Source organism: Coprococcus sp. AF99-45 (assembly GCF_027663865.1).
GTDB classification, from domain to species: domain Bacteria; phylum Bacillota; class Clostridia; order Lachnospirales; family Lachnospiraceae; genus Allocoprococcus; species Allocoprococcus comes.
The window spans coordinates 14,382-31,002 of the sequence record NZ_JAQDGZ010000001.1; the positions used below are offsets into that span (position 1 = coordinate 14,382).

General features: G+C 41.6%; 13 protein-coding genes and 2 pseudogenes. 13 read left to right on the top strand and 2 right to left on the bottom strand.

Annotated features, from left to right (window positions below):
* The first annotated feature begins 285 nt into the window (after window positions 1–285).
* The 3 genes from nrdD to PGR14_RS00095 are packed head-to-tail and all read left to right on the top strand — an operon-like array spanning window position 286 to window position 3,415.
* Window positions 286–2,418 carry an anaerobic ribonucleoside-triphosphate reductase gene (gene nrdD, locus PGR14_RS00085; protein WP_195368174.1) on the top strand — a complete coding sequence of 711 codons (2,133 nt, stop codon included), beginning with the start codon at window positions 286–288 and terminating at the stop codon, window positions 2,416–2,418.
* Window positions 2,419–2,916 (top strand): anaerobic ribonucleoside-triphosphate reductase activating protein, encoded by a 498-nt coding sequence (nrdG, locus tag PGR14_RS00090; protein WP_008374816.1) that lies wholly within the window; start codon window positions 2,419–2,421, stop codon window positions 2,914–2,916.
* Window positions 2,900–3,415, top strand: coding sequence for a deoxyuridine 5'-triphosphate nucleotidohydrolase (locus PGR14_RS00095; RefSeq protein ID WP_270222816.1), 516 nt, complete (start codon window positions 2,900–2,902; stop codon window positions 3,413–3,415). Before nrdG ends, PGR14_RS00095 begins: the two co-directional genes overlap by 17 nt.
* A gap of 345 nt (window positions 3,416–3,760) precedes the next feature.
* Here PGR14_RS00095 and PGR14_RS00100 read toward each other — a convergent pair whose 3' ends face one another.
* Complete coding sequence (locus tag PGR14_RS00100; protein ID WP_270222817.1) at window positions 3,761–5,119, bottom strand: spore germination protein; 1,359 nt, start codon at window positions 5,117–5,119, stop codon at window positions 3,761–3,763.
* 255 nt (window positions 5,120–5,374) lie between these two features.
* Between PGR14_RS00100 and PGR14_RS00105 the strand changes: the two genes are divergently transcribed.
* Window positions 5,375–6,241 (top strand): DegV family protein, encoded by an 867-nt coding sequence (locus PGR14_RS00105; RefSeq protein ID WP_055246955.1) that lies wholly within the window; start codon window positions 5,375–5,377, stop codon window positions 6,239–6,241.
* A gap of 251 nt (window positions 6,242–6,492) precedes the next feature.
* Here PGR14_RS00105 and PGR14_RS00110 read toward each other — a convergent pair whose 3' ends face one another.
* Window positions 6,493–8,661: a TaqI-like C-terminal specificity domain-containing protein gene (locus PGR14_RS00110; RefSeq protein ID WP_055246953.1), complete on the bottom strand. Its 2,169-nt coding sequence runs from the start codon at window positions 8,659–8,661 to the stop codon at window positions 6,493–6,495.
* 574 nt (window positions 8,662–9,235) lie between these two features.
* Here PGR14_RS00110 and PGR14_RS00120 point away from each other — a divergent pair.
* The 9 genes and pseudogenes from PGR14_RS00120 (at window position 9,236) to PGR14_RS00160 (ending at window position 16,337) form a co-directional block, all read left to right on the top strand.
* Entirely contained in the window at window positions 9,236–9,574 is a 339-nt protein-coding gene (locus PGR14_RS00120; protein WP_008374833.1) for a winged helix-turn-helix transcriptional regulator, read from the top strand.
* A 38-nt stretch (window positions 9,575–9,612) separates the two neighbouring features.
* On the top strand, window positions 9,613–10,026 hold the full coding sequence (locus PGR14_RS00125; protein WP_055158446.1) for an EamA family transporter: 414 nt from the start codon (window positions 9,613–9,615) through the stop codon (window positions 10,024–10,026).
* A 69-nt stretch (window positions 10,027–10,095) separates the two neighbouring features.
* Window positions 10,096–10,209, top strand: a pseudogene (locus PGR14_RS16180) (flavodoxin family protein); the annotation flags it as partial.
* A 154-nt stretch (window positions 10,210–10,363) separates the two neighbouring features.
* On the top strand, window positions 10,364–11,968 hold the full coding sequence (locus PGR14_RS00135; protein WP_055297085.1) for an AAA family ATPase: 1,605 nt from the start codon (window positions 10,364–10,366) through the stop codon (window positions 11,966–11,968).
* Window positions 11,969–12,198: 230 nt separating this feature from the next.
* Window positions 12,199–12,675: an AAA family ATPase gene (locus PGR14_RS00140; protein ID WP_008374839.1), complete on the top strand. Its 477-nt coding sequence runs from the start codon at window positions 12,199–12,201 to the stop codon at window positions 12,673–12,675.
* Between the two features lie 11 nt (window positions 12,676–12,686).
* Window positions 12,687–12,884, top strand: a pseudogene (locus PGR14_RS16185) (DUF1848 family protein).
* Window positions 12,885–13,013: 129 nt separating this feature from the next.
* The gene (locus PGR14_RS00150; RefSeq protein ID WP_156333115.1) at window positions 13,014–13,166 is read left to right on the top strand and encodes a hypothetical protein; all 153 of its coding nucleotides are present in this window, start codon (window positions 13,014–13,016) and stop codon (window positions 13,164–13,166) included.
* A 249-nt stretch (window positions 13,167–13,415) separates the two neighbouring features.
* Window positions 13,416–13,724, top strand: a complete 309-nt coding sequence (locus tag PGR14_RS00155) for a metal-sensing transcriptional repressor (RefSeq protein WP_022220535.1) — start codon at window positions 13,416–13,418, stop codon at window positions 13,722–13,724.
* A 90-nt stretch (window positions 13,725–13,814) separates the two neighbouring features.
* Window positions 13,815–16,337: a heavy metal translocating P-type ATPase gene (locus PGR14_RS00160; protein ID WP_270222819.1), complete on the top strand. Its 2,523-nt coding sequence runs from the start codon at window positions 13,815–13,817 to the stop codon at window positions 16,335–16,337.
* The last annotated feature ends 284 nt before the right edge of the window (window positions 16,338–16,621 follow it).

Genomic DNA, 16,621 nt, shown 5'->3' on the forward strand with positions numbered 1-16,621 from the left:
ATCTCTTTTTGTGTCTCCAAAGGTTTTGGAAAAATTATTCGAGGATTTTCAAAATGAAAGGCTATTGTCTGAATACAGAAGGAGAAGCCTGTCCGGTATAAAATGTCAATGGATTTTCAGGAATATGCCTGTAGAAGATTTGGTTGTCTGGCTGCCGGAAAATTGGTTATTTTCACAGATTGACGCTCTCTCTGTGATAGTGCTAAAATAGAGGAAAACGGTCAAGATATAGTATGTCTTTTAAATAGAATACAATATATTGTAGTTATCAGAAAGGAGAAGAAGATGAGCTTAAACAATGTGAAAGTTGTAAAAAAAGATGGGACAAAAGAAGAATTTAACGTGCAAAAAGTCGTTGTGGCAGTCAATAAGTCTGCATATCGTGCACTGATCAAATTTTCACAGAAAGATATTGATTTTATCTGTCATTTTGTAGAAGAAAAGGTAGAAGAACTCGGAGTGCATGAGATCCAGATTCCGGAAATGCACAATATTGTAGAGGGAGCGCTTGAGAAAGTGAATCCGATCGTGGCAAAAAGTTACCGGGACTATCGGAATTACAAGCAGGATTTTGTGCAGATGCTTGACGAGGTTTATAAGAAAAGCCAGTCGATCATGTATATCGGGGACAAAGAGAACAGTAATACAGACAGTGCACTGGTATCGACCAAGCGAAGCCTGATCTTTAATGAGCTGAACAAAGAATTATATAAGAAATTTTTCCTGACGGTGGAAGAATTACAGGCAATCCGGGAAGGATATATTTATATCCATGATATGTCAGCCAGAAGAGATACGATGAATTGTTGTCTCTTTGATGTGAAAAGCGTACTGACCGGTGGATTTGAGATGGGAAATCTGTGGTACAATGAGCCAAAGACACTGGATACGGCATTTGATGTGATCGGAGATATCGTACTGAGTGCGGCAAGCCAGCAGTACGGAGGATTTACCGTGCCGAGCGTAGATGAGATCCTGGAGCCTTATGCGAAGCGTTCCCATGAAAATCATCTGAACAAATACAGAAGCCTTGGACTTTCGGAAGAAGTAGCACAGGAGATTGCCTGGAAGGATCTGGAAAAAGAGATGGAGCAGGGATTCCAGGGATGGGAGTATAAGTTCAACTCCGTATCCTCAAGCCGTGGAGACTATCCATTTATTACCATGACCAGCGGAACCGATATCAGCGAATACGGAAAGCTTGTCACAAAGACGATGCTGGAAGTAAGAGCAGGAGGACAGGGAAAGCCGGGACATAAAAAACCGGTACTTTTCCCGAAAATCGTGTTCCTTTATGATGAAAATTTACATGGACCTGGAAAGCCGGGAGAAGATCTTTTTGAAGCCGGAATTGAGTGCTCCAGAAAGACTATGTATCCGGACTGGCTCAGCCTTACCGGAAAAGGCTATGTGCCGAGTATTTACAAGCGCTACGGAAAGGTCATCAGTCCGATGGGATGCCGTGCATTTTTATCTCCATGGTATGAAAGAGGCGGTATGAATCCGGTGGACGAAAAGGATGAGCCGGTATTTGTCGGAAGGTTCAACATCGGTGCGGTCAGTCTCCATCTTCCGATGATCCTTGCCAAATCCAGACAGGAGAACCGGGATTTCTTTGAGGTACTGGATTATTACCTGGAACTGATTCGGAAGCTTCATATCCGTACTTACGAATACCTCGGAGAGCTGCGTGCTTCTACAAATCCGCTTGCCTACTGTGAGGGTGGTTTCTATGGCGGACATCTGAAGATCCATGACAAGATTAAACCGGTGCTGAAATCGGCAACCGCTTCCTTTGGAATTACGGCGCTCAATGAATTCCAGCAGCTTTATAATAAAAAGTCCCTGGTAGAGGATGGAGCATTTGCCATCAAGACCATGGAATATATCAACATGAAGGTCAATGAATTTAAAAAAGAAGACGGTTATCTGTATGCGATTTACGGAACACCGGCTGAGAATCTGTGTGGTGTGCAGGTACAGCAGTTCCGTAAGAAATATGGAATCGTGGAAAATGTATCGGACAGGGCGTATGTGAGCAACAGTTTTCACTGTCATGTAACCGAGGATATTACACCGATCGAAAAGCAGGATCTGGAAAACCGTTTCTGGGATCTGTGTAACGGTGGAAAGATCCAGTATGTAAAATACCCAATCAATTATAACAAAGAGGCTATCAAATCACTGGTACGCCGTGCAATGGATATGGGATTTTATGAGGGCATTAATCTTTCACTTGCCTACTGTGATGACTGTGGTCATGAAGAGCTGTCTATGGATGTGTGTCCGGTATGTGGAAGCAAGAATCTGACAAAGATTGACCGTATGAACGGATATCTGTCTTATTCGAGAGTCAAGGGAGATACCAGACTCAATGATGCCAAGATGGCAGAAATTGCGGAAAGGAAAAGTATGTAAATGCGTTACCATAATATAACAAAAGATGATATGCTCAATGGGGATGGTCTGCGGGTTGTCCTCTGGGTTGCAGGATGTGACCATTGCTGTAAGGAATGCCACAATCCGGTGACCTGGGATCCGAATGGTGGGCTTTTCTTCGATGAAAAGGCGAAGGCAGAGATTTTTGAAGAACTGGAGAAGGATTATATCAGTGGGATCACATTCAGTGGAGGCGACCCGCTACATTCGGCAAATGCCTATGAGGTCATGATGCTGGCAAAAGAGATTAAAGAAAAATTTCCGTCAAAGACGATCTGGCTTTACACCGGTTATGAATGGAAAGATATCAAGAATATGGATATTGTAAATTATCTGGACGTTCTGGTGGACGGAGAATTCGAGGTTGAGAAGAAAGAACTGGATCTGCACTGGAAAGGCAGCGCGAACCAGATGGTCATTAACGTACCGGAGACATTAGGAAAAGGAGAAATTGTATTACATGAAGAGAATTGCTAAATTTCACAAAGTAAGTCTGAAACAGTTTATGGAAGGATGGAAGGATACTTTTGGTGAGCAGTATACAGAGGATCAGATCAAGGCTTTATATGAAGAAGTCAAACTGCCGAAGCGTGCAACGGCAGGAAGTGCCGGATATGATTTTTATGCACCGGATGATTTTGTGATCGAGCCGGGAAAGACGATCAAGATCCCGACAGGGATCCGTGTGGAAATGGAAGAAAACTGGGTGCTCAAATGCTATCCGAGAAGCGGACTTGGATTCAAGTTCCGTCTGCAGCTGAATAATACGGTAGGAATTATTGACAGCGATTATTTCTATTCTGATAATGAAGGTCATATCTTTGCGAAACTGACGAATGATACCAATGAGAATAAAACGGTAGAGCTTGGAAAAGGGACAGGCTTTATGCAGGGGATTTTTGTTGAGTATGGAATTACTGTGGATGACGATGCGACAGCAGTCAGAAACGGGGGATTTGGAAGTACGACGAAGTAGGGGTGTAAAAAAGAGTGACTAAGGTATAGGTTGTGTTGGCGACCGGGATTAAAAAATGGTGTCCAATTCCATTGTGCAAGGGCATTACGATGAGCCTCTTAGGGCGGGAAGCGTGTTCAGCAAAGGCTTCCGCGCTTCCTGAGTCTCATCTCCATTGCACAATAAGTGAATTGAACACTATTTTTTTGATCCCGGTCGCCGGATTTACTGTATTAGAGAGGCGTTTTTTTACAAGGCTGGACTGATAACCGGTTGAGGAGATTTAGGTAGTGGTGGGAAGGGGTGTTGTGGAAAGGTGAAGGTTATGTAGGTGTAGCCTGCAATTTTGTTGCAGGCTACAGGGGATTAGTTTAATTTTACGTTCAGGTAACTACGGCCGGAGAGGGTTTTGTTGAAGGTGATACAGAGGATGACGATGAGGCAGCCTGTGAGGAATCCTGGGAGGTTGAAGATAGCGGTGAGGATGAGGAGCAGGAGGCGCATGAATTTTAATGCGTAGCCTAGTTCAAAGTTTGGCTGGGTGTAGTTGGCGATGGAAACGAATGCCATGTAGAGCATGATCTCGCTGTTGAACCAGCCGGATTCGACAGAAAATTCACCCATGACGATACCGGCGATGACGCTGAGTGGTGTGCTGAGCATGCTGGGGGTGTTGAGGGCGGCGAGGCGGAGTCCGTCGATGGCAAGCTCCAGGATCAGGATCTGGAAGATCAGGGGGATGTTGACCGTATCTTCGATCAGAACGAAGCGGAAGATCTCTGGTATCCATGCCGGGTTCTGCATAAAGAGCAGAAAGAGTGGAACCATGAAGACAGTGAGCAGTGTGATCAGTACACGGGATATTTTCAGGTAGATTCCGGTGATTGGCGGAAAGTAGTAATCATTTGCCTCTTCGATCATATCAAAGATGGAGGTTGGCAGGATCAGTGCAGATGGGGAGGTATCAGTAAGGAGGATCACTTTTCCTTCCATCAGGCAGGCGCAGGCTGTGTCTGGACGTTCGGTAAATTTATATTTTGGAAAGGGATTGTACCATTTGCGCTGAAAGAGAGATTCTGCAAGAGATTGCTGACTCATTTTCAGATCCTGGGATTTGCTTTCTTCCAGTTTGTTCTGGATCGTGGTCAGAAGTTCGCGGTCTACACGGTCGGACATATAGCAGAGAGCTACGTCGGTGCGTGTGGAAGTGCCGGCTTCATACATTTCCATGATCAGATGCGGATCGCGGATCCGGCGGCGCATCAAGGCAGTATTGAATACGATTGTTTCCACAAAGCCATCACGGGAACCGCGCAGGGATTTGTCTTTATCGGGTTCCTCGATGCTGCGGGACGGGTAAGTACGGCAGTCGATGGCAATAGCGGCTTCATAGCCGTCAATAAAAAGACAGGTGACACCGGACAGAAGATTTTTGAAAATGCTGTCAAAGTCACCGAGAATATCAACTTCCACATAGGGGATGCAGCTTGTAGAAAAGGAAGTTGCATCCTCTGGCATATCATCGGCGGAAATATTGAGGAAGGAGTCCATAAGTTTCAGCATGGTTTCATCCTTGGTGAAACCATCAATAAAATAAAAGGCACTATTTTGACCGCCGATGATCAGATTTCGTTCGATAATATCAAAGCTCTTTTTTACGGGAAGAGCCCGGTTCATATATTTTGTATTGTCGGTGAGAGAAGCACTGACAGTATGTTTTTCCATATTGAATCCTCCATTCAGAGATAATTTAAAGTTAAGAAAATCTGGAATCCCGGAAATATTTTACTGCCTGGATTCTGCATAGATTTAGCATTTCACAAAAAAAGGAAAATATACCGGATTATGACAAAAGTTATTAAGAAACTTAAGATTTTTTTAGCATGGGAAAAAGATTTTGCTATCTTGCGGAAAAGAGGGTATACTGTACATAATTATAAGTAATATATAAATCCCTAAAGGGATGAAGGAGGCACACTTATGAGTGAATATATGATCATGACAGACAGTACAGTAGATTTACCGAAGGAATACCTGACCGAGGAGCTTGGGGTTCCGTATATTCCTCTTACTTATCTGATCGATGGACAGTCTTATGAGGATATGATTGGACTTACCGGGGAAGAATTTTTTGCAAAAGTCAGGGCAGGGTCGATGCCGACTACTTCTCAGATCAATCCGGAGCAGGCAAGAGAAGCACTGGAACCGTATCTGAAAGAGGGAAAGGATATTTTATATATTGCTTTTTCGTCAGGACTTAGCGGAACTTATAACAGTATCCGGATGGCAGCAGAAGAATTGCAGGAAGAATATCCGGAGCGGAAGCTGATCGTGATTGATTCACTCTGCGCCTGCATGGGAGAGGGGCTTCTTGTGTACAAAGCTGTTCAGTTAAAGCGTGCAGGAAAGAGTCTGGAAGAAGTGGCTGCCTGGGTGGAGGAGAACAAGCTTCACATCATGCACAACGTTACGATTGATGATTTATTCCATTTACATAGAGGCGGAAGAGTATCAAAAGCTTCTGCTATTGTTGGAACGATGATCCAGATCAAGCCGATCATCCACATGGACGATCATGGTGAACTGAAGGTTATTGGAAAAGAACGTGGCAGAAAGAAAGCATTGACACACATCGTGGATATGGCAGTGAAGCAGTCCGAAGGTTGGGATAATGATATTGTGATGATCACACACGGTGACTGCAAAGAAGATGCGGAATTTGTGGCAAGACAGGTGGAGAAGAAGATGGGAGTCCACAATATTCTGATTAACTGCATTGGAACGGTGATTGGGTCACATACAGGTCCGGGGGTTGTGGCTGTGTTCTGTATGGGGAATAAGAGATAAGACTTTGTGAAGACGAGGCATACAAATGAAAGAATTACGGAGACAATTGAAAGAGCTACTGCAACAGGCGGGAGCAGATGTATTTGAAGGTCAGGTTTTTATGATAGAAGAGGACTAAGACCATTTTTGGTTGCTGAAAAAGATGTCCTTAATGTCGTTAAGAAGAAAGGGAGATAAGAAAAAACCAGAGCAGACCTGGCAATCCTATTGTTAAATAGGGAAAGCCAGGAATATCTCTGGTTTTATGTTTGTCAGAACAGAAATTTGTTTTCTCCATCTACTGCATGCTTAATGATATCCTGCTCTTTAGAGGTAAGATTAAATAATTTAAAAATCAATTGGTCAAGTTGCTCGTAGGCAATTTGTGCTCCCTCAGGAGGCAGTCCGTTAATTAGTGGTTCGACAGCTTGGATGATACTGTTTTGCATGTCGGCATTAACATCCAGAATCGGAATATTTTCAATATGAGAGCGCAATACCTTCACGGAGTGAAATTCCATTTTGTAAATAAACTGTGCAATTCTGGAATTAAGGATGGCAAGAATATATTTTATATGCAGTCCTTCAAGTTTGGGGATGACTAAGTTGCAGCTATTCAAAGAAAGTGTTTGTTTATCATCATAAGCAAAGACAAGCTGGCTGCTGATAAAACGATACAAAAGCTTTTCTGGCGCACGGTACATTTCTATAGGTGCTACCTGCTGAAAATTCTGTGGGTTAAACACGATATAGTTTGAGTTAGGATTAGTATGGTACTTACAGATATCGGAGCCTTTTAAAATAACTTCGTTATCTTTGTTTTTCACGGAAGAAATATATTTTTTATTATTTCCGGTTACGATTCCTAAAGCAAAATCGGCGTTTCCGGCAAGGAATTTTGTTTTAGGAATATGCCGAATTTTTTCAAGCAGCTGATATTCAGCATCCGTTGTATGAAAGCTGAAATATTCGGCTGAAATTTTACGGTTTGTCAGAATGGTTGTACAGTGACTACAGTCGGATACTTCCATTCCGACTGTCGAAAGTGGCTTTCCGGTGTGAATGAGCTGCAATATAATGCAGGGACACTGAACCTTATCAAAGGCATTTCCCAAAAAATTAAGATATCGGATGGAATTACTTTCCATAATGGCAGTACGGACCGGTGTATGTGCCTTTACATTAAGTATTGCCTCTGGAAGAATAAAAGAGAGTTGTCCGTTTATGGACAAATTACGTAGTGCTTTTTCAATAAACAAATCATAAGACTCTATATTTTTCCCGGAAGCAGTCCGATAGTTTTTGCGAAGCTTTTCCTTTTCCGACTCGGAAAATTCATATCCCCATGGCGGATTGCCGATGATATACTGATAAGAGGTTTTTGAATCGGATGCAAGATAATCGGCTTCGGTTATATGCTCGTACAGAGTTTTGACAGAAAGAATGTCATATTTTAAAACCATGTTCAACCGGGTGATTTTTACACTGATTGTATCGGTGTCATTGCCATAAATCTGGTCAAAACGAACATGTGCTGGAAGTTGCAATAAAAAATTTCCAGTTCCACAGCAGGGATCCAGAATTCTGGCATCTGATGCAATATCCAGCTTCTCAATCAGCTTTTTGACGATTTTGGTAGGCGTATAGTAGGAGCCGGTTGCCTTGCGGCTGTCGATATTTTTACAAGAAATGTAAATGAGACCAAGAATATCTTCAGCAGGTTCGTATACATAATCAAAATCAAAAAGCGGAGAATATTTTTCACAGAAAAGCAGAGCCTGCTCGGAATCTGCAATCAAAGCATAGATCAGTTCGTCGTATAGAGACAGGGTGATTTCTTTTTTTAAAAATCTGCTCAGCAACGCTTTTTCATGCTTGAAAGAAAGATCATATTTTTGGGCGAGCAAATGCAGGGCACAGTCAGCAATGAAATATTGAATCACATCCGATGAAAGAGCAATGGATTCATCGGTTACAATTCGGAGAATCTGCTGCAGTGGTTCGATATTCTGACAATTTTCAGAAATATAGGCGCTGTAAAGAGAATTTCCACAGACAAATTTCTTGTTACGTCTGCTTTTCAGCGATTGATTTTTGCCTGATTGCAGTTCGGCTTTCAACTTTTCGGTATATTGTTTTGTAAAATAAGGCTTTCTTTTATCCGTATATTCAGGAATAAGTTTGCCAAGCTTGATCCAGTTGCGCCCGGTTGCGGTCGAAATGGAAAGTATATCACATAATTCTTTTAAAGAGAGATAATCGGAATCTTTCGGGAAATTCGTCATTCGCTCATCGGAAGGTTTAGTGGCCGAGGCAGGGATCAACCAGATGCCGCTGACCATTTTGCAACCCTCAATCCGGTTGGTTTCGCAGAGTTTTTGTATGCGGCGTTCAGATAAATGGAATTTCTTCGAAGTTTCTTTTACAGAAATATAATCCATAGTCGTGCAGACTCCTTTTTTTGTATAATAATGATGTGAGTGTCAAAAGTAAATTTTGCCGCTCACTGGTGTAATCAGATTGCTCCATTGCGAAGCGATTCCCGCAATCCTTGAACACCTCAAACTCCCATAAAATGGCGTATTCATATCATTTTATTTCGTTTTCAGTGTTCGGCGTGTCAATAAGTATCAATTGCTTATTTGCGCGAGCACAAACGCAATTGATACTTTTGACACTTACATCATATAATAAAGATTATATACGGCAATACGAATGAAAACAATATTAATTTAAAGGATTCAAATTTGGACTGGACGATTGTTTGACTCATGCTGATTATTGGAAGGTGAATTGAGCGTTACTATCAATTTATATAGTTGAAAAAGGGAAATTCCTTTTCTGATAAGAAATTTTCCTAAGTAAATGTCATTTACTGTGAACAGTAACTAGTTTTGCTCTCATAACTTGAAATTCATTTGACAGTATGATTTATCCTGCTTATAATTATATACAGGCAATTTATAAATTCAAGTACTAACAAAAAAGACAGGTACTATCTAAGGAGAAAGCGTTATGATAAAGAACTATATCGAAAATGCAAATTTTGAAGATACAGGCTTTGCCTACACATTGTCCCTGATTTCCGGCAAACATAAGATGGTTATTCTATACTGTCTGATGGAGTTTGAAACGGTACGGTTCAATGAATTAAAACGGTATCTGAAAACTATTTCCGACAAAACACTCAGTACCAATCTCAAAGAGCTGGAGAAAGACCGACTGATTATCAGGACGGAATATCCGCAGATCCCGCCGAAGGTGGAGTACAGCCTTTCAGAAAGAGGGAAGTCATTGATGACTGTACTGGATCAACTTTGCATTTGGGGAGAAGAGAACAGATTGGTGAAATGATCAGTTCTTATTTTTTTATGTGAAAAGAAGGTGTTATTATGTGGATGATATTTGCTGTCTTATCAGCGGTATTTGCTGCGTTAACCTCAATTCTTGCCAAGATAGGTATAGAAGGAGTGAATTCCAACCTGGCAACTGCAATCCGAACCATTGTTGTAGTAATCATGGCATGGGGCATGGTCTTTCTTACTCATGCGCAGAATGGACTGGCAGAAATCAGTAAGAAAAGCTGGATTTTTTTAATCTTATCTGGATTAGCAACAGGAGCTTCGTGGCTGTGCTATTATAAAGCTTTACAAATGGGGGATGCATCAAAGGTTGTACCAATAGATAAACTGAGTGTGGTAATCACACTTATATTGGCATTTGTGTTTTTACATGAACAGTTTACTGCAAAATCACTCATTGGCTGTATTTTGATAGGAGCAGGTACATTGATAATGGTGTTATAAATTTTTAATTAAATCGGAAAGATTTGGTGAAATAAAAAGAGTATATAATTCGATGGTTGGAGGGGATATATGAACATTGTAATTATTAACGGAAGTGCCAGAAAAGGAAACACGCTGACCACAATTGATGCATTTATAAAAGGGGCATCAGAAAAGAATGAAATTGAAATCATTAAACCGGAAAATCATTGTACATCGTATGAGAGCGGTAGAAAATGCAGATGGAGTCAGCGGACTGGAAGCTGAATGCGAAATAGATTTACATTTTTATAATTCTTGCACCACCGGAGAAAAAAGGCTATACTCATATTATAGGCATAGAGGGAGGGCACATAAAATGGGACAGTTTTTGAATAATAAAGAACCATATGATAAATACAGAACCGTCAAGAATGGGCCCTATTTTGTTGATAAGTCGGAGATACTTGAAGAATTGATTCCGGCATTGCAGCAGGAACAGCGCTTTTTCTGTATTACCCGTCCAAGGCGTTTTGGGAAGACGATTATGGCAAATATGATCGCGGCTTTTTTTGAAAATACAGAGGAAGAATCCTTATTTGATGATCTTTATATTTCAAGGTATAAGCACTATAAAGAACAGGCTGGCAGGCATGATGTGATCTATATTGATTTCAGTGAAATGCCGAGGGGATGCAGAAATTATCAGGAATATATCCTCAGAATCCAGGATGGTCTGATCCGGGATATTGAAGAAGCGTATCCAGAGCTTGAGATAAAATCTGATGCAGCAGTATGGGATATTTTATCGCATGTTTTTGACAAGACAGGAGATAAGTTTGTTTTTGTAATGGATGAATGGGATGCTGTTTTTCATATGTCTTTTATTACAGAGCGGGACAGAGAAAATTTTCTTCTTTTTCTGAAGCTTTTACTGAAAGGAAAAAGCTATGTAGAACTGGCATATATGACTGGTGTTCTTCCGATTGCAAAGTATTCGGATGGATCAGAATTGAATATGTTTCTGGAATATAATATGGCAACAAGAGTAAGGTTCAGTGAGTATTTTGGATTTTCAGATGAAGAAGTTGACGTGTTGTATGACCGTTATCTGAAAAATACGAAAAAACCACAGATTACCAGAGAAAGCCTGAGAGAGTGGTATGATGGATATCATACAGCCTCCGGAGAACGACTGTATAATCCACGTTCTGTAGTATGTGCGCTTACCGACAATCAATTATCGAATTACTGGGTAAGCTCTGGCAAATATGATTCGGTGTTTACTTATATCCGATATAATGTGGATCAGATTCAAAATGATCTGACACTGATGTTTGCGGGAGAAAAAATACCTTCCGGGATACAGGAGTATGCTGCGACAGCACAGGAATTAAAGACAAAAGAAGAGATTTATTCAGCAATGGTTGTGTATGGACTTCTGACATATGATAACGGGATGGTGTTTATCCCGAATAAGGAGCTTATGGGCAGTTATGCAGCAATGATGAAAAAAGAAGAATCTTTGGGATATGTGTATCGTTTGGCAAATGCGTCCTCGCAAATGTTGCAGGCGACTCTTGCGGGCGATACGGAAACAATGGCAAAGATTATTCAGTATGCACATAATACGGAAGTACCGATTTTATCGTACAATAATGAGACAGAATTATCAGCAATTATCAATCTTGTATATCTGGCTGCGAGAGACCAGTACAGAGTGGAGCGGGAAGATAAAGCGGGGAAAGGATATGTTGATTTTATTTTTTATCCAATCAGACATGATCAGGATTGTATGATACTGGAACTGAAAGTAGATCATAAGCCGGAAGAGGCAATTGCACAGATAAAAGAAAAAGAATATGCTTTGCGGTTTAAAGGAAAAACAGCAGAAAGAAAGGAATATACAGGACGCATTCTTGCTGTTGGAATCAGTTATAACAGCAAGACAAAGGAACATGAATGTAAGATTGAACAACTCTAAAAAAAGTGCAGTTTTATTACAGGATTCTAAAATCATTCATTCATCAGATTGCTATAATATTTCGTTTTGCTCGCTTATTTTATGGTATAGTGGCGGATATATGTACGGAATGAAGGAAATGGTTCATATGTCCAGAGTAGATATGTGTGGGAATGTTGCTGGAGGTTTGTGATATACTGAGGTTGGCTTCTTTAACTATAATTAGGAAAAGGATCAGGAGATAAATAAATATGAAAAAAGTTCTGATACTTGGGTGTCCTGGTGCGGGGAAAAGTACATTTGCAAGAAAACTCAGAGACAAAACAGGACTTCCATTGTATTATCTTGATATGATCTGGCATAAGCCGGACAGGACAACGATAACAAAGCAGGAATTTGATGCAAAATTATCTGAGATTATAAAGCAGGAAGAATGGATTATCGATGGTAATTATGGAAGAACACTTGAAATGCGTTTTAAAGAATGTGATACGGTATTCTTTTTAGATCTGCCAACAAATGTGTGTCTTGCGGGCGTAGAGGGGCGTATTGGAAGTGAAAGAGAAGATATGCCATGGCAGGAAGAAGAACTGTCAGCAGAATTCAGAAATTTTATTATCAATTTTTCAAGGGATGAAATCCCTGAGATTAATGAGATGCTAAGAAAATATAAGAATAAAAATATTATTATATTCAAATCGCGGGAAGAGATAGATGCATGGAAATGAGGAAGAGATAAATGATCCTACACACAGGAATGCGAACGGACATCCCGGCGTTCTATTCAGAATGGTTTCATAATCGAATAAAGTAAGGTTACGCGCTGACCCGCAACCCATATAATCCAAGTCAGGTAACAAGATACAGTCTGTCACCGGAAGTTGTGGATCTGCTTGCATTCTGCACAAAAATTGAAAAGATTTTCGTCTATAATTGAAGATATGAAAATATTTCTTTTAAAGAAAGTGCGAAGGAACAAGATGAGACAAGCTATGAGTGATATGTTGAAAATAATCCGCAGGAAGGAGATCTGGTAGGAGCCATTTATGAAGGAATCGCAGAATTCTTGAATGGACTGGATGATGCGGAGCGTGCAGAAGTTTTGTATGATGTTTATGCAGCAAATGTTTATCAGAATGGAAACGGAGAAGATGAACAGGGCAGAGTACTTCATACGATGTTTGATCAGGTGATTATTGAGAATGTTTCTTTTAAATAAACAGTAAGAAGGAATAAGAGAATCTGTGGGTTGAAAAACCTGCAGGTTCTTTTTGCGTGTAAAAAAGTTTCTGCTAAATAAAAGATACAATGAGCCAAAGACGCGTGCCCGGTACAAGAATGTGTCATTGTGCAACCATCATTCATTGCTGTATATAAAAATTTTAAAATCGAGAAAATTTCCCTTGCAATATACCCCAATGGGGTATATAATAGCCATCGTAGAGAGAAAAAATAAGAGGTGAGACGCATGGAAGAAAAGAAAGAATGTTGTCACTGTCATAAGACGAAAGAGCGTTCTGAAAAGGAATACAAGGACATGATCAACCGCCTGAGCCGGATCGAAGGGCAGGTCAGAGGTGTGAAGCGCATGGTAGAAGAAGATGCGTACTGTCCGGATATTCTGATTCAGGTATCGGCAATCAATGCGGCGCTCAACAGCTTCAATAAAGTCCTTTTGGCGAATCATATCCGTACCTGTGTGGCAGAGGATATCCGCGAGGGAAAAGATGAGACGATCGATGAGCTGGTTGTAACGCTTCAGAAACTGATGAAATAACAGGATTGTTATAGATTTTTATGCAACAGGCGCAGGAGGATCTTTACAATATAAAAAGGCAGATAAAGCCAAAGAGTGAGGTGGATTTTTGTGGAACAATATACAGTAACAGGAATGAGCTGTGCGGCGTGCAGCAGCAGAGTGGAAAAGGCAGTATCGAAGGTATCGGGAGTTACCAGCTGTTCGGTCAGTCTTCTGACGAATTCCATGGGAGTAGAAGGAACCGCATCCCAGTTGGAGATCATTGCGGCTGTTGAGGCAGCAGGATACGGTGCTTCGGTAAAAGGAGCAGATGCAGGAGCCAAAAAGGGCGCAGCAATGGATGAGGATGCCCTGAAAGACAGGGAGACACCGATTATGAAGCGTCGTCTGATCGCATCACTGTGTTTTCTGATTCCACTGATGTACATTTCCATGGGTCATATGATGTGGAACTGTCCACTGCCGGGATTTCTGGCTGGCAATCATGTAGCAATGGGACTGATCCAGCTGTTATTTACCGGAATTATCATGGTGATCAACCAGAAGTTCTTCATCAATGGATTTAAGGGACTCCTTCATGGTGCGCCGAACATGGATACCCTGGTTGCACTGGGATCAGGGGCATCCTTTGTATACAGCACCTATGCATTGTTTGCAATGACCGATGCACAGGTGAAGATGGATATGGAAGGCGTCATGTCTTATATGCATGAGTTCTATTTTGAATCAGCAGCCATGATCCTGACGCTTATCACAGTCGGAAAGATGCTGGAAGCGCATTCCAAAGGAAAGACAACAGATGCATTAAAGAGTCTGATGAAGCTGGCTCCGAAGACAGCTGTTGTCTTGAAAAATGGTGTGGAGACAGAGGTTTCCATCGACCAGGTGAAAAAAGGCGATATCTTTGTAGTAAGACCGGGGGAAAATATACCGGTAGACGGTATCGTGCTGGAAGGAACCAGTGCAGTCAATGAAGCAGCACTTACCGGAGAGAGTATTCCGGTTGACAAAGCAGAAGGTGACAAGGTATCTGCTGCAACCATGAATCAGTCCGGTTTCCTCAAATGCGAGGCAACCAGAGTTGGGGAAGATACCACACTTTCACAGATCATTCAGATGGTCAGTGATGCGGCGGCAACCAAAGCACCGATCGCAAAGATTGCAGACCGTGTATCCGGGATATTTGTGCCGGCGGTTATTACGATTGCAGTGATTACAATTATCGTATGGTTGATCGCAGGTCAGAGTGTTGGATTCGCACTGGCAAGAGGTATTTCCGTACTCGTTATCAGTTGCCCTTGTGCACTGGGACTTGCCACACCGGTTGCCATTATGGTTGGTAACGGAATGGGCGCAAAGAACGGAATCATGTTCAAGACGGCGGTATCTCTGGAAGAGACCGGTAAAATGCAGATCGTAGCTTTGGACAAGACCGGAACCATCACAAGCGGGGAACCGAAAGTAACGGATATGATACCGGCAGAGGGTATCTCGGAGGAAGGACTTTTGGGATTTGCTTATGCACTCGAAAGAAAGAGCGAGCACCCACTGGCACATGCAATTTTACAGGAAGCCCAAGAGCGCAGACTGGATGCGGAGGAAGTAGAAGACTTCCAGGCAGTACCTGGAAACGGACTTTCCGCAGTTCTTGCAGGAAAGACGATTTATGGTGGAAATAAGAAATTTATCCAGACAAAGACTTCTGTGGATGCAGGAATGCTGAAAAAGGCAGAAGATCTGGCGGCAGAAGGAAAGACACCTTTGTTCTTTACGAAAGAAGATCAGCTGATCGGAATCATTGCGGTAGCAGACGTCATCAAAGAGGACAGTCCAAAGGCAGTCAAAGAACTGCAGAATATGGGAATCCAAGTGGTAATGCTGACCGGCGACAATGAGAGAACCGCAAAAGCGATCGGACGTCAGGCGGGTGTAGATGAAGTCATCGCAGACGTTCTTCCGGACGGAAAAGAAGCCGTTATCCGGAAATTAAAGAAAAAAGGAAAAGTTGCCATGGTTGGTGACGGAATCAATGACGCGCCGGCACTTACCAGAGCCGATATGGGAATTGCGATTGGTGCAGGAACCGATATCGCGATCGACGCAGCAGACGTTGTTCTGATGAAAAGCCGTTTAAGTGATGTACCGGCAGCCATTCGTATGAGTAAAGCAACTTTAAGAAATATCCATGAGAACCTGTTCTGGGCATTCTTCTACAATGTGATCGGAATCCCGCTTGCAGCAGGTATCTGGTATCCAATCTTCGGATGGAAATTAAATCCGATGTTTGGCGCAGCAGCTATGAGTCTTTCAAGCTTCTGTGTCGTAACCAATGCACTTCGTCTGAACTGGTTTAAAATGTATGATGCCAGCAAAGATAAGAAGATAAAGTCAAAAGTCAAAGAAATAGAGGAGGAAAAGACAATGACAAAAACAATGAAAATCGAAGGTATGATGTGTGGACACTGTGAGGCAACCGTAAAGAAAACTCTGGAAGCAATCGAAGGAGTAGAGGCGGCAGAAGTAAGCCATGAAAATGGAACAGCGGTAGTAACACTTGCGGCAGAAGTAGCCGATGAGGTACTGAAAAAAGCTGTTGAAGACAAAGATTACAAAGTGACAGGGATTGAGTAGGTTTAAGTCCGAAAAATAAAGATTGTTAGAAATTAAGTGAAGATTGGCTGGTTCATAAAAAAATAAAAAAAGTGTTGACACCATATAAAATTTGTGGTAAATTATAACTTGCGTAAAGCGAACAACAAAGAAGAGTATCCACTCTCACCTTAGCGCAATCAGGCGACTAACGGTTTGATATTGAATTTATAATACCGGATATAAGTATTGTATGCAATAGATAGTGGATAGTCTGCAGCTATTCACTATTTTTTTATTTATTGGAGGTGCACAACAATTAGCGA

Excerpts from the sequence above, each read along its gene's own strand:
- PGR14_RS00100 (WP_270222817.1), bottom strand. The coding sequence starts at position 5,119 with ATGGAAAAACATACTGTCAGTGCTTCTCTCACCGACAATACAAAATAT.
- PGR14_RS00110 (WP_055246953.1), bottom strand. The coding sequence starts at position 8,661 with ATGGATTATATTTCTGTAAAAGAAACTTCGAAGAAATTCCATTTATCT.
- nrdD (WP_195368174.1), top strand. The coding sequence starts at position 286 with ATGAGCTTAAACAATGTGAAAGTTGTAAAAAAAGATGGGACAAAAGAA.
- nrdG (WP_008374816.1), top strand. The coding sequence starts at position 2,419 with ATGCGTTACCATAATATAACAAAAGATGATATGCTCAATGGGGATGGT.
- PGR14_RS00135 (WP_055297085.1), top strand. The coding sequence starts at position 10,364 with ATGGGACAGTTTTTGAATAATAAAGAACCATATGATAAATACAGAACC.
- PGR14_RS00155 (WP_022220535.1), top strand. The coding sequence starts at position 13,416 with ATGGAAGAAAAGAAAGAATGTTGTCACTGTCATAAGACGAAAGAGCGT.
- PGR14_RS00140 (WP_008374839.1), top strand. The coding sequence starts at position 12,199 with ATGAAAAAAGTTCTGATACTTGGGTGTCCTGGTGCGGGGAAAAGTACA.
- PGR14_RS00120 (WP_008374833.1), top strand. The coding sequence starts at position 9,236 with ATGATAAAGAACTATATCGAAAATGCAAATTTTGAAGATACAGGCTTT.
- PGR14_RS00095 (WP_270222816.1), top strand. The coding sequence starts at position 2,900 with ATGAAGAGAATTGCTAAATTTCACAAAGTAAGTCTGAAACAGTTTATG.
- PGR14_RS00125 (WP_055158446.1), top strand. The coding sequence starts at position 9,613 with ATGTGGATGATATTTGCTGTCTTATCAGCGGTATTTGCTGCGTTAACC.
- PGR14_RS00105 (WP_055246955.1), top strand. The coding sequence starts at position 5,375 with ATGAGTGAATATATGATCATGACAGACAGTACAGTAGATTTACCGAAG.